Origin of the sequence: Actinomadura chokoriensis, from assembly GCF_039529475.1 — a bacterium.
Classification (GTDB): Bacteria; Actinomycetota; Actinomycetes; order Streptosporangiales; family Streptosporangiaceae; genus Spirillospora; species Spirillospora bangladeshensis.
Genome location: NZ_BAAAMW010000001.1, coordinates 380,211 through 392,186 on the forward strand (window position 1 = coordinate 380,211; position 11,976 = coordinate 392,186).

At 70.1% G+C, this 11,976-nt stretch carries 11 protein-coding genes; 4 read left to right on the forward strand and 7 right to left on the reverse strand.

The features are described from left to right. Positions 1 to 74: 74 nt before the first annotated feature. From ABFX46_RS01830 to ABFX46_RS01840, 3 genes are all read right to left on the reverse strand, one after another. Positions 75 to 1,277, reverse strand: coding sequence for a hypothetical protein (locus tag ABFX46_RS01830; RefSeq protein WP_346039573.1), 1,203 nt, complete (start codon positions 1,275 to 1,277; stop codon positions 75 to 77). 146 nt (positions 1,278 to 1,423) lie between these two features. Continuing rightward, positions 1,424 to 2,677 carry a PucR-like N-terminal domain-containing protein gene (locus ABFX46_RS01835; RefSeq protein ID WP_346039574.1) on the reverse strand — a complete coding sequence of 418 codons (1,254 nt, stop codon included), beginning with the start codon at positions 2,675 to 2,677 and terminating at the stop codon, positions 1,424 to 1,426. A gap of 257 nt (positions 2,678 to 2,934) precedes the next feature. Then, entirely contained in the window at positions 2,935 to 4,128 is a 1,194-nt protein-coding gene (locus ABFX46_RS01840) for a PucR-like N-terminal domain-containing protein (protein ID WP_346039575.1), read from the reverse strand. Between the two features lie 387 nt (positions 4,129 to 4,515). Here ABFX46_RS01840 and ABFX46_RS01845 point away from each other — a divergent pair, with 387 nt between their 5' ends. Together ABFX46_RS01845 and ABFX46_RS01850 are read left to right on the forward strand one after the other, a co-directional pair. Further along, positions 4,516 to 5,361 (forward strand): hypothetical protein, encoded by an 846-nt coding sequence (locus tag ABFX46_RS01845; RefSeq protein ID WP_346039576.1) that lies wholly within the window; start codon positions 4,516 to 4,518, stop codon positions 5,359 to 5,361. 144 nt (positions 5,362 to 5,505) lie between these two features. After that, on the forward strand, positions 5,506 to 6,300 hold the full coding sequence (locus tag ABFX46_RS01850; RefSeq protein WP_346039577.1) for a hypothetical protein: 795 nt from the start codon (positions 5,506 to 5,508) through the stop codon (positions 6,298 to 6,300). A gap of 312 nt (positions 6,301 to 6,612) precedes the next feature. Here ABFX46_RS01850 and ABFX46_RS01855 read toward each other — a convergent pair whose 3' ends face one another. The 3 genes from ABFX46_RS01855 to ABFX46_RS01865 all read right to left on the reverse strand — a co-directional run bounded on the left by ABFX46_RS01855 (position 6,613) and on the right by ABFX46_RS01865 (position 9,548). Continuing rightward, entirely contained in the window at positions 6,613 to 7,452 is an 840-nt protein-coding gene (locus ABFX46_RS01855) for a DUF559 domain-containing protein (RefSeq protein ID WP_346039578.1), read from the reverse strand. 894 nt (positions 7,453 to 8,346) lie between these two features. Further along, complete coding sequence (locus ABFX46_RS01860; protein ID WP_346039579.1) at positions 8,347 to 8,658, reverse strand: DUF397 domain-containing protein; 312 nt, start codon at positions 8,656 to 8,658, stop codon at positions 8,347 to 8,349. Between the two features lie 26 nt (positions 8,659 to 8,684). Next, entirely contained in the window at positions 8,685 to 9,548 is an 864-nt protein-coding gene (locus tag ABFX46_RS01865; protein ID WP_346039580.1) for a helix-turn-helix domain-containing protein, read from the reverse strand. 198 nt (positions 9,549 to 9,746) lie between these two features. Between ABFX46_RS01865 and ABFX46_RS01870 the strand changes: the two genes are divergently transcribed. Beyond that, complete coding sequence (locus ABFX46_RS01870; protein ID WP_346039581.1) at positions 9,747 to 10,028, forward strand: hypothetical protein; 282 nt, start codon at positions 9,747 to 9,749, stop codon at positions 10,026 to 10,028. Continuing rightward, complete coding sequence (locus ABFX46_RS01875; RefSeq protein ID WP_346039582.1) at positions 10,025 to 10,531, forward strand: ATP-binding protein; 507 nt, start codon at positions 10,025 to 10,027, stop codon at positions 10,529 to 10,531. Before ABFX46_RS01870 ends, ABFX46_RS01875 begins: the two co-directional genes overlap by 4 nt. 13 nt (positions 10,532 to 10,544) lie before the next feature. Here the strand turns inward: ABFX46_RS01875 and ABFX46_RS01880 are convergent, their stop codons facing one another. After that, complete coding sequence (locus ABFX46_RS01880; protein WP_346039583.1) at positions 10,545 to 11,930, reverse strand: hypothetical protein; 1,386 nt, start codon at positions 11,928 to 11,930, stop codon at positions 10,545 to 10,547. Positions 11,931 to 11,976: the final 46 nt, after the last annotated feature.

The window sequence follows — 11,976 nt, forward strand, 5'->3', positions numbered from 1 at the left end:
CTTCCACCCGGCGGGCCACGGCAGTTGCCGGCTGCTGAGCGCCTGGCCCGGCGGCCACCCGGAGTGGGCCGGGCTCAGGGGCGGGCCGTGCGGACCTGCGTGACGTACAGCCGGATCGGCGGGACGGGCTGCAGCGGTCGCGGCGGGCGCACGCGCGCGGGCTGCGGCGGCAGGGTGCGGAGCCGCGCCGCGGTCGGGCGCTTGCCCGCGAGCCGCGTGCGGGCGGCGCGCAGCCGCCGGCGCGTGACCCGCTGCATGCGGGCCTCGGTGCGGCGGATCAGCCGCAGCCGGAGCAGCAGCAGCGTCACCGCGGCGCCGAGCGCGGCGAGGAAACCCGCCTGGAGCGCGGCCATCTCCGCGATGGTGAACGGCTCGGCGGGGAGCCTGCTCAGGTTCGACACCGGGACGAGGGGCCCGGAGGCGGGCGCGATCTGCGGGGTCGCGGGCGCGATCGGCGGCAGCGCCACCTGCGGGCCCTTCATGTCGGCGAGCGGGTCGAAGGCGGGCGGCGTCAGCGCCGGGACGCCGGTCGGGAACCGGGTCGGGCTGATCCCCGGCGGCAGCGCGCCGGACGGCGACGTGATGATCAGCTTGTAGCTGCGGGACACGCTCCTGGCCTTGGCCGCCGACACGGCCGCGCGCACGGTGATCACGCCGGGTTTCGCGTTGGACGGCGCCCGCACGGTCGCGATCGCGGCGGCCCCGCCGGCGCCCACGCTGCCGAGGTTCTGCGTCCCGGGGCTGACCGTCGCGCCGGAGGCCGACATCTTCAGCACGGTGCCGGTCGCGGTCGCGTTCGCCGACGCCACCCGCACGGTCGCGGTGATCGAGCCCCCGGGGCGCATCGTCGCCTCCGACACCGTCAGCGCGAGCGACAGCACGGGCGTCTTCGGCTTGCCCGGCTGGGTCGTCGGCGGGGTCGTCGGCGTCCCGGTCGGGGGGTCGGTGGGCGTCCCGGTCGGCGGGTCGGTGGGCTCCCCCGTCGGAGGGTCGGACGTCGGCGGGTCCGTGGGCGGATCGGACGTCGGCGGGTCCGTCGGAGGGTCGGACGTCGGCGGATCGGTGGGCGGGTCCGACGTCGGCGGGTCGGTCGGTTCCTGAGTCGCCGGCGGGTCCGTGGCGGGGGTGTCGGTGGTGGGCGTGTCGGTCGGCGTGTCGCTGACGGTGGCGGTCGGCGTCGGGGTCTCGTCGGCGAGCACCGGGTGCACGCCGATGGCGCCGACGAGCGTGACCGCGCCGAGTCCGGCCAGGACCGAGACAGCCGATCGTGAGCGCACCCCGAACGCACCTCCATCGCCTCGCGGCCGTCCTGCCGAAATTGCGTTGAATTTGATGGAAGCATGCGGTGATTCGGCGGATCAACCCCGCGTGTCAAGGTCCGTCCGAGGTGCTCATATTCGACCGGCGCCGCTTTTGCGGTTTATCAACCGGTGCTTATTTCCGCGGGCGGTTCCCGGTCCTGTCCGGCGGCCGCCCGCGGCGCCGCGTCGGCCCGCTCGCGCAGCCGCATCGCGCGCAGCACCGCCTCGATGGCGAAGCGCGCCTCGGAGTCGGCGAGCCGGTCGCCGAGCGTGCTCTCGACCTGCCGCATCCGGTAGCGGACGGTCTGCGGGTGGATGCCGAGCTCCGCGGCGATCTCGGTGGCGGTGCCGCGGGTCGTGAGCCAGGCCCGCAGCGTGTCGAGCAGCCGGTCGCGCTGCCGGGGCGCGAGGCCGTCCATCTCGCCGAGGTGGCGGCGGGCGAGCTGGCCGATGAGGGCCTGGTCGGACAGCAGCCAGATGGTGATGAGGTGGTCCTCGCAGTCGATCACCGGGGCGTACTCGAGGATCCCCGTCTCCACCAGGCGCAGGGCGTGCCGCGCCCACCGCAGCGAGTCGGCGACGCCGGTGGGCGGCACCGGGATGCCCATGACGAGCTGCCCGTCGGGCAGGACGCGGAGCAGGGCCTGCCGCCGCTCGGGGGTCGGCCTCCCGGGGACGACGAGGAACGGCTGGGTGGCGGTGAGGTCGGCGAGGACGTCGCCGTCCAGCGCGGCCCGGACGTAGCGGGCGCCGGGCGGGGCGACGACGGCGGTCACCTCGTCCGGGATCGTCCAGCCGGCCTGCTCGGCGGCCTCGGCCAGCACGCGGGGCGCGCCGGGCGGGCGCAGCAGCAGCTCCAGCAGCCGCCGCCGGTGCGCCTCGGCCTCGCCGTCGGGGCGGGCGTCGAGGTAGCCCTCCAGCGCGAGCGCGGCGAGCTCGTCGATGTAGGCGAACAGCGCGTCGGCGAGCTGCGCCATGACCTCGGGCGCCACCCGGCGGCGCGGCCCGACCTTCATGACGCGGCGCCAGGCGACCTGCGCGCCGATGCGCAGCGCGGCCTGGAGGGTGTCGAGCGTCCGCCCCTCCTGGGCCTCGAACCGGCCGAGCCTGCGGTAGGTCTCGTGGTGGCGCTCGCGCGGGGCGAGCGGGTTGGCGACGCGGTCGACGAAGTCGGCGAGGGCTCGCTCGACGCCGATCCGCAGCGCCTCGACGTAGGGGTCCTTGAGCGGTCGCCCGTACTCGGGGATCGACCGGCGCACCTCCTCGATGATCTCCTGCGCGAGACTGGGCAGTTCCGGCCGCATCAGCAGGGCGAGCCGGCGCGGGAGCCTGGCCCGGCGCTCCACCGTCCCCCGCGTCAATGCCTGCTGTGCCATGGGCACACCTCCAAGGCGCCGCCGCCGCGGACCGGGGCATGTCGCCGGGCGGGGGCACCCGGCCGTCCGGGCGGTCGGCCGTATGGCGTAACGCGGTGGGCGCGCCGAGCGGGGGACCCCAGCGCACCCCCCGCTTTCTGTGAGTTGAAGCACATTGAACTTAGATCAAATACGATGCGTCAAGGTAAAGGCAGAGTAAAATCAGCAGTCTGTGGCGTTGCCGCCACATTCGGCTCCCAATTAGGACGTGCTCTCTTTCAGGGCGTTCGCCGCTCCCGCATTCGGTGGGCGCGCAGCACGGCGTCCAACACGAAACGCGCCGCCGGATCGGTCAGCTGCCGGTCGAAGGTGACACTGATCTGCCGCATCCGGTAGCGGACGGTCTGCGGGTGCAGCCGGAGCCGGCGGGCCGCCTCCACCGCGTTCCCCTGCGCCTCCAGCCACGCCCCCAGGGTTTCGGTCATGCGCATACGCCGGGTCCGCGGCATGCCGGCGAGGGCGGCGAGTTCGCGGCGGGCGAGCTGGTCGAGCAGCGGGCCGTCCGACAGCAGCCACAGCTCCAGCAGGTGCCGCTCGCACAGCGTCGGGCCGCCGTCCTCCAGCAGCCCCGCCTCGACGAGGGCGAGGGCGCGCCGGGCCCAGCGCAGCGAGTCGCCCGCCTCCTCCAGCGGGACGGTCAGCCCGACCGCGAACCGGCGCTCGGGCAAGGCCCGGCCGAGCATCGCCGCGCGCTCGGGGCCGTACCCGCCGGGGATCAGCAGGTGGGGGGCCGCGTCGGCGAGGTTCACGAGCACGTCCGCGTCGAGGGCCTCCCGGATGCAGCGGGCCCCGGTCGGCATCGCGACCATCGCCACCGTGCCGGGCAGCTCCCAGCCGACCGCCTTCGCCGTCCGGGCGAGCGCACCGGTCGCCGCGCCCGGCCGGAGGACGAGCCGCAGCAGCCGCCGCCTGTCGCCGGGCGGCTCGTCCCCCGCCGACCGCACCTCCAGATACCCCTGGACGGACAGCGAGGCCAGTTCGTCGTTGTAGGCGAACAGCGCCTCGGCCAGCCGGGTCATGACCTCGGCGGGCAGCCGCTTGTCGCGCGCGACGGCCGCCACCCGCCGCCACGCGACCTGCACCCCGACCCGGTAGGCGGCCTGGAGCGCGTCGAGTGTCCGTCCCTCGTAGGCCACGGTGCGGCCGAGCTCGCGGCACAGCTCGTCGCGGCGCTCGTGGCCGACGCTGCTGCCGGAGATCTGGTTCAGGAAGGCCGCCATGGTCTGCTCGACGGTGACCCGGAACGCGTCGGGCACCGCCGTCCCGTCCCGCTCGGCGTACTCGGGCACCGCCCGCCGGATCTCCCCCATGATCTCCCCGGCCAGCGACGGCAGCTCGGCGCTGAGGATCGCGATGACCTGCGGCGGCAAGGCCCCGGGACGGCCCCCTCTGCCGGTGAGGGTCTCCGTCATTCGGTCCCCCTCCCGTCCCGGAAATTCCGCATGATTAAACGGTAGCCCAGGATTATCGTGGGCTGCACCATTCCGGACGATATCTACGCGGGAGTAATAACGCCGGTACTCACCAGGAGACAAAAGCCCGCACACCAAATGATCAGCAAACGACAATGCCACCGGAATACCGCAGCCGCCTCGTTACAGCCGCCACTCGCGCCCCGTCCGCCAATCGGCGCGGCAGGAGTCCCGGCGAGCCGCCGCCCGACCGCGAGGCGTCGCCGGATCACTCGGAGCCGGCCGTCACAGCCCGCCGCAGTCGGAACTATGGCCACAACTCCGCCATAGCGCCATGTAACGATTTTCCCTCACCGTAGTCAGTCGGACACCGTTAGTGTCCGTGTCATGCCCTCCGCCGACCACGAGCTGCCGATCGCCCTGCTCAAGGACCAGCCCGCGCTGGCTCCCGAGCTCCTGCAGGCCGTATCTGGCATCAAACCCCCCGAATGCGAACACATCGGACTTGGATCGGACTCCTTCACCGACAACTACCCGACCGAGTACCGGGCCGACACGGTCGTCATCCTGGGCGAGCCGAAGCGCCCGGACCTCGCGATCGTCGTGGAGAACCAACTCAGACCGGACCCGCGCAAGCGCTTCGTCTGGCCGGTCTACCTGTCCACGCTGCGCGCCCGCCGCGAGTGCCCGGTGACGCTGCTGGTGCTGTGCCCGGACAAGGCCACGTCCGCCTGGTGCCGCATGCCGATCGAGACCGGGCACGAGGGATGGGCCTTGCGCCCCTGGGTACTGAACCTCGCCGAGGCGCCAGCGATCACCGACGTGGAGAAGGCACGCGCGCTGCCGGAACTGGCGATCCTGTGCACCCCCGCCAACGCGGACGGCCCTCATCAGAGAGAAGTCCTGACCGCCTTCGCCGAGGCTCTGGAGGTCACGGACCGCGACAGGGGCAGCAAGTACCATGACTACGTGCGGTCGAAGCTCTCCGAAGCCGCGCGAGACTGCTTGGAGGAGATCATGCAAGCGGACGTCTACGAGTGGAAGAGCGACTTCGCCCTCAAGTACATCGCCGAAGGCAAAGCCGAGAGCCTCTTCACTGTTCTCAAATCACACGGGTTCGCCATCGACGACGAACTGCGACGACGCATCACCGCCTGCACGGACCCTCAGCAACTCGACATCTGGACTGGCCGCGTCGCCAAGGCCCAGACCCTGGGCGAGATCTTCGACTGACACGCGTACGTCCGAACCGCGGCTCGCCGTTCCAGGGCGGGCCGCGGTTCTGCATCCGGGAGACCGCCAGGGACAATTCCGTCATTACATCATGTAGCGATTCTCTCGCCCCGCCGTCACCCGAGTACCGTTAGCGTCCATCTCATGCCCCCCGTCGAATATGACAAGTTGCGTGACATGATTCGGAACCGGCCCGACCTGGTGGTGGAGCTCTACCAGGAGGCGTCCGGGATCGAACTCCCCCGGTACGATCTGATCTCGGTCCCGTGGATAGGTTTCGTCGACCAAATGGCGACCGTCCTCATCGGTGACCTGGATCAGCCGGACCTCATGATTCATGTGGAGCTCCTCTCCGAGATCATCACGGAGAGGCGTTACTCCTGGCCGTCCTACTTGGCGCGTCACCGGGCCTATTACAAGTGCCCGGTCACCATGGTGGTCCTGTGTGCGGACGAGGCTACGGCCGAATGGTGCCGCCAGCCGATCGAGTGCGGGCTCGATGAGGGATGGGTCCTGCGCCCCTGGGCGCTGAACCTCGCCGACGTACCCGCCGTCACCGACCTCGACAAGGCCCGTGCAATGCCGGAACTGACCGTGCTGAGCATCCTCGCCCACGCTGACGGCCCGGATCAGGACGCCGTCCTCACGGCCTTTGCCGAAGCGATGTCGGTCGTGGACCTCGGAGACGCCTGGCGGTACCAGCGGTACATACGCTCACAACTCTCCGAGTCCGCGCGATCCCGCCTGGATGAGATCAGCTATGCCAGAGGCAAGGCAAAGGGGGGCGCGGAAGTACTCTTCACCGTCCTGGACACACTGGGGTTCACTGTCGACGATGCCCTCCGCAAGCGCATCACCACCTGCCGGGACTACGAGCAGATCCGGACCTGGATGCGTCGCGCCTTCAAGTCCCAGACCCTGGACGAGATCTTCGGCTGACGCGCGCATGCGCGCGACCCGCGGCTCGGCCATCAGCGTCGAGAGGCGCTTTTCCGGCCTCCGTACGCTGCGTGCGGGCTAGCCGCACGGCAACTGTGCGGCGGCCGCCATACCGGACGCACTCCGCCGTTGGAGTCTCACGCCGAACACCTGCTATGCGGGGCAGGGTGACCGGCACCGCGGAGGTGGAGCCGCCAGCCGTCGGATGCACGAGGGCGAGCAGATACGGCACGTCGACCACCCACGGCCCGCTTCGTTGATCTGCGGCGTGTTGTTGTTATGAGGGCACCCATAACAACAACACGCCGCAGGTCAACGGGACGGGCGGCGGGCGCTGAGGGCCTTGCGGATGCGGTTCACCACCTGCCGGGGGTTGCGGAACAGTCCGTCCTTGTTCACGCGGATGACGACCCAGCCATCGTCGATCAACCGGCCGTCGCGTTCGATGTCGCGGCTGTACTGGCCGTAGTCCTGCTGGTGGTGCAGCCCCTCGTACTCGATGGCGATCTTCACAGCGGGATAGGAGAGGTCGGGACGCGCCAGCCAGACGCCCCAGTCGTTGAAGACGTCCTGGTTGGCGACGGGACGGGGAAGGCCGGCGTCGACGATCAGCATCCGCAGCCGCGTCTCCGGCGGTGAATCGCTTCGTGGTTCCAGATGAGTCATGGCGAGCCTGGCCTTTCTGACTCCGCGACGCCGGTAGCAGTCCTTCAGGAATGCGTTGAGGAGTTCTCGCGTGCTGATCTGCTGCCTCAGCAGGTGGTCGCCCGCGATGATGAGGTCAATGCGGGGCACCGAGGCCGCCAGTTCGAGGAACAGCCGCTCTGGGCCGATCACGCGGCGGCCTTTTTCCTTGCGCACTTGCCCCGCGGGAATCGCATAGCCGTGCAGCTTCAGCTGCTTGATGCGAGGCACGGTGGACGCCGTGGCCGGTACGGCCGCGTGGACTCGCAGGTCCTTGTCCGGCACCGGTACGCCGTACAGGCGAGCGGCGGTCACCCCGCAGAAGACCGCGTCCGGCGGGAGTATCAGCGCGGCGGCATCACAACGGACCTGGATGGAATCGTCCAGGCTCGCGGGCGCGTACACGTCGTGGAGCACATGCCGGTACAGCCGGGATCGGAGCTGCTGAGCCGTCACGCCCGCCTGCACCGCCTCAGCCGACCGAAATGGACGATTTTGGAGAGTATGTGGAATATCGCGGGGGGTTCTCACCGTCAATTCATAACCGCCGCAGCACCACGCCGCACGTCCCGTGACTGGGCCGTATCCCACTCGTTGATCTGCGGCGTGTTGTTGTTATCAAGCACCTCAAAACAACAACACGCCGCAGATCAACAAACCCCGCCGGACGCGTCGGACGTGTCGGACGCGTCGGACGTGTCGGACGTGTCGCACGTGTCGGAGGCGCCGGACGTGTCGGAGGCATTGGAAGCGTTGGACGCGTCGGACGCCGCCGCGTTCCCGCCAGGGGGAGGTCGCGGCTGCCCCGGTTCCGCGCTTGAGGGGCAGTCAGGGAGCCGTGAGTCGGCATGCGGAGACTCGGTGACCGCCTCGCCGACGACTTCGGATCGCGCAACGAGCCGGCCTCGTCCGACCACCGGGCCAGCACGCACGAGGCCGCGCCCTGCGACCTCACCACCCCCGGGCCCCGCCCCCGCCGCTTCGTTGATCTGCTGCGTGTTGTTGTTATGGGGGCGTCCATAACAACAACACGCCGCAGATCAACGAGTTGGCGGCTCCGTCTGACGGGCCGGGATCATCGCCGGGCGGGGAGGGGCGTGCGCCGGACGCTGTGGTCACGTCCGGGGCGGTTGTTCGGTTCGGTTGTGGCGGCCGGCGGCCAGCCGTCGGCGGTCGGCGGCGGGCGCTGGCTGATTTGGGCGTCGTGCGGGAGGACGTCGCGCGGGAGAGTGGGATGGGGGCGTGGGATGGGGGCGTGGGACAGCGGGAGGGCGGGATCGAGGGCGGGACGAGGGAGGTGGGACGCGGGAAGACATCCCACGTGGGAGGGCGGGACGCGGGACGGCGTCGGGTGGGAGGGCGTTACGCGGGGTCGAGGCTGCCGCTCTTCACGGTGTCGAGGAAGGCAGTCCAGGCGTCGACGCCAAAGCCGAGCACTGGTCCGTCCGGGTCCTTTGAGTCCCGAGCGAGCACCACCGCCCGCTCTGAGGCCACCTCAACGCACTGGCCGCCGTTGCCCGTGCTGTGGCTACTCTTGCGCCACGCTCCGATCTCGACGCACTCACCACCGTTACCAATGCTGTGGCTGCTCTTCCGCCACGCTCCGATCTCCACGCAGTTGCCCTCGTCGGCGCTCCAACTGCTCTTCCGCCAGGTAACGCGGGATATGTCCATGATGCTGACCTACACTCTCCTGGTTGTCACGCCTCGGACATCTCGCCGGACGCCCTTGCGATCAGGGCTCGCGACTCGTCTGGCCCGAGTGCCCTCGAACGAAGGTGGTCGAAAACCTCGACGTAATGGCCGATATCGGATGGGTCCTCCAAGTAAACACTCCCGCGACGGTATTGGACATACGCGACGTCTGGGTCAGCGGGTTCGGGAAACCGAAGGAGGGTGCAGGGTCCGTGCATGCCTGGGTGAGCTCCAGCACTGAACGGCAGGACAACGATGTTGACGTGATTGAGCTGCGACAAAGAGGTCAGGTGGTCGAGTTGTTGGCGCATCGTCTCGCGCCCGCCGACCTGCCTGCGGATCGCGCCCTCGTTGAGGATTGCCCACACCTTTGGAGCATCGCTGCCGGTGAGGCGTTCTTGACGCTTGAGCCGTAGGGCGACACGACGCTCAAGCTCCTCGTCAGGCGGCGCCTCCAAGCCCGCGAGAGAAATCGCCCGGATGTACCCCTCGACCTGCAGGAGGCCAGGTATCGCCTCCGGCTCGTAATGAAGGACCTCGGAGGCTTCCTCTTCGAGGCCGACGTAAACCTCGAACCAGTCGGGGATGGAGCCGGAGTACTGGTGCCACCAGCCGCGTTGGCGACTCTGGCGGGCGAGGGTGACGAGGACTTCGGTGCGGTCGTCGTCCAGGCCGTAGAACTTGCAGAGCGCCATGATGTCGGCGACCTTCGGGGCGTGGACGGCGGCCTCGATGCGGCTGACCGTGGCGGGGGCGATGTCCGCGAACTTGGCCGCCTCTTCGCGGGTCTTTCCCGACTCTCTGCGCAGTCGCCGCATTTCAGCCGCGAGGCGCCGCCTGCGGACCGTGGGGCTCGTCCGACTTGCCACGTTCGTACCTCCACTTCGTATATACCCATCGAGCGGACCATGATTCTTTGAGCGAGTTCACTTCTTTGGGTTTACAAACTCAGACCGTCCGCTTCATGCTCTGACCGTAGCGAAAATTACGCACGGTAGATGAGCGATCACACAAGAAGGTCGGGTGAATTGTGGTCGTTCGCGTGCCTGGAGAAGGGGCGTCCGACGATGTCAGCGGATCAGCGACCGCACGTGGTGCGGTTCAGCCTCCTGGCTGATCTGTGTCTCAAGCTGGGGGAACGTCAGCAGTGCGCGTCCATGCTCGTCCACCCGTCGCGGGGTGAGGCGGTGCTGTGGGTGCCGGGACGGGCCTGGCCGCGCAGGTGGCTCGGGGTCGCGGCGGTCGACCACCGGGGACGGTGGCTCTACGCCTTCGGCGACCAGTGGAGCATGTCCGGGGACGTGGGCGAGGCCGCGGCCCGGGTCGCGTGGGCGGTGCGGGCCCGATGAAGCACCTGGGGACGTGCGTCATCCCGTCCGCGCCGCAGAACGTGGCGAACGGGCGGCGGTGGCTGCTGGGACGGCTCGAACCGTTCCTCGGCGCGAAGCACGGCGCCTGCGAGGACAGCGTCCTCCTTCTGTCGGAGACGCTGACCAACGCGATCGTTCACGGCGAGGGCCACCTCGTGGAGGTGGACGCCTACGTGGACACGTCCAACATCCGGATCGAGGTCACCGACGAGGGCGGCAGCAGCGTCCCGCATCACCGGGACGACCCGCACGGCGAGCACGGGCGCGGCCTTCCGATCCTGGCGATGCTCGCCAAGTCGTGGGGGTTCGAGCAGCTCGACGACGGCCGGCTGCGGGTCTGGTTCGAGGTCCCGCACACCGTCCCGCCCGACACGCGCGCCACCAAGCCCGAGGACGTTCCGACTCCGCCGCGTCCCCGTGACGGAGCCCATGAGGGCTTCGGCTTCGGCGCGAATACCTCCTTGCACTCCGGCGATCGCTGACCGCCGCGGCACGTCAATCTGCTGCGGCGGGACGTGCACGCCAGCGGTCCAGTGCGATGACGGCGACACCCGCCAGGAGCAGCAGGGCGGTGTAGAGCCAGAGGTGGCCGGGCTCGCGGAACAGTTCCTCGTTCGGTCCCCGGCGGCCGGTTCCCTGCCAGTCTCCGAGGAGGCCGCAGGCTCCGATGACGGTCGCGAAGAGCAGCGGCCCCAGGACGGCCGGGGAAAGGCCGTCCTGGGTCAGCCAGGTGCCGAGCGAAGCGATCGCGACTGTGACGGTGGCGGTGAGGAGAACGATGATGAGCACGGTCACGGCGTCCGGGCGGATCAGCATGATGGCGGCAAGCGCGGCGGCGCAGGCCATGCATCCGGTCAAGGCGGCCCAATTTCGCCAGGGCGAGAACGCGGCGGCGGTCCCGACCACCACGCCGAGCGCCACCAGGAACCACATGCCGACGAAGCTCGTGTTCATCCCCTGGATGAGCGCGCTCGCCGGGCCGGAGGCTCCGACGACGATCGCCGACGCGACGACAGTGCCGAGCGCCGCGCGAAGCCCTGCGACGGCTGCCGCCGCCAGGCCCGCGCCCAGCAGGAGCCAGCACGCGCCGACGCCGAACCCGCCCTTGACCGTGGCCATGGCGGCGGCCGGGACGAACGCAAGGGCCGCCGCCGCGCCCGCGATCGCCGTCCGGGCTTCCATCGCGGGCTTCGCTTCGGACGGCCCGGCCAGTTCGGGCCGTCCGCCATAGCGGAAGTACAGGCCCAGCAGGAGTACCGCGCCGCCTATCGCGGTTGCCAGGAACGCGAGGTGCAGCAGGACCTGGACGGCCTCCGCGAAGTCGATCGAGAGACCCCGGGGCTGGACGATCTGGATGTGCGCGATCCACACGTCCGTGGCCGCGCCGAAGACCTGCGCGCCCGCGCCCGCCCCGATCAGAATCGCCCCCGCGCCGGGTGCCCCGATGTCGACGAGTCGCAGCCCGGCGCCCAGGGTGCCCAACAGCACCAGCTGCGCCCCGGCCGTGACCGAGCCGAAGTAGAACCAGGCCGCACCGCCGAACAACTCGTTGTGCGCCACGACGTTCACGAACTCGGTGGGGAGCGTCAGAGCCACGCCGGCGACCAGCAACCACGGCCAGCTCCTCCGCAGCGACCACCAAAGTGCCGCGAACCCGGCGGCCATCACCACCGCGACCACGGCGGTCTGGCCGACCGACACCACGCCCGGATTGATGCGCAGGACGTCCGCGAACCCGGCCGCGCGGCCGACCTCCCCTCTGGGGTGCGCCGAATTGGCGACCGCACCGAGCGTCCCGACCGCGCAGAGGAGAACTGCGCCGATCACCCACGGCCGGCTGGTCTCGAACGGAATCCGGTCCTTCAAAGCTGCGGTTGCCATGCCACTCCTACGAGTTCGCCGTCGTGCGCCGGGCGAGTTGAGGCCG

Excerpts from the sequence above, each read along its gene's own strand:
- ABFX46_RS01835 (WP_346039574.1), bottom strand. The coding sequence starts at position 2,677 with ATGGCACAGCAGGCATTGACGCGGGGGACGGTGGAGCGCCGGGCCAGG.
- ABFX46_RS01840 (WP_346039575.1), bottom strand. The coding sequence starts at position 4,128 with ATGACGGAGACCCTCACCGGCAGAGGGGGCCGTCCCGGGGCCTTGCCG.
- ABFX46_RS01845 (WP_346039576.1), top strand. The coding sequence starts at position 4,516 with ATGCCCTCCGCCGACCACGAGCTGCCGATCGCCCTGCTCAAGGACCAG.
- ABFX46_RS01850 (WP_346039577.1), top strand. The coding sequence starts at position 5,506 with ATGCCCCCCGTCGAATATGACAAGTTGCGTGACATGATTCGGAACCGG.
- ABFX46_RS01860 (WP_346039579.1), bottom strand. The coding sequence starts at position 8,658 with ATGGACATATCCCGCGTTACCTGGCGGAAGAGCAGTTGGAGCGCCGAC.
- ABFX46_RS01870 (WP_346039581.1), top strand. The coding sequence starts at position 9,747 with ATGTCAGCGGATCAGCGACCGCACGTGGTGCGGTTCAGCCTCCTGGCT.
- ABFX46_RS01875 (WP_346039582.1), top strand. The coding sequence starts at position 10,025 with ATGAAGCACCTGGGGACGTGCGTCATCCCGTCCGCGCCGCAGAACGTG.
- ABFX46_RS01880 (WP_346039583.1), bottom strand. The coding sequence starts at position 11,930 with ATGGCAACCGCAGCTTTGAAGGACCGGATTCCGTTCGAGACCAGCCGG.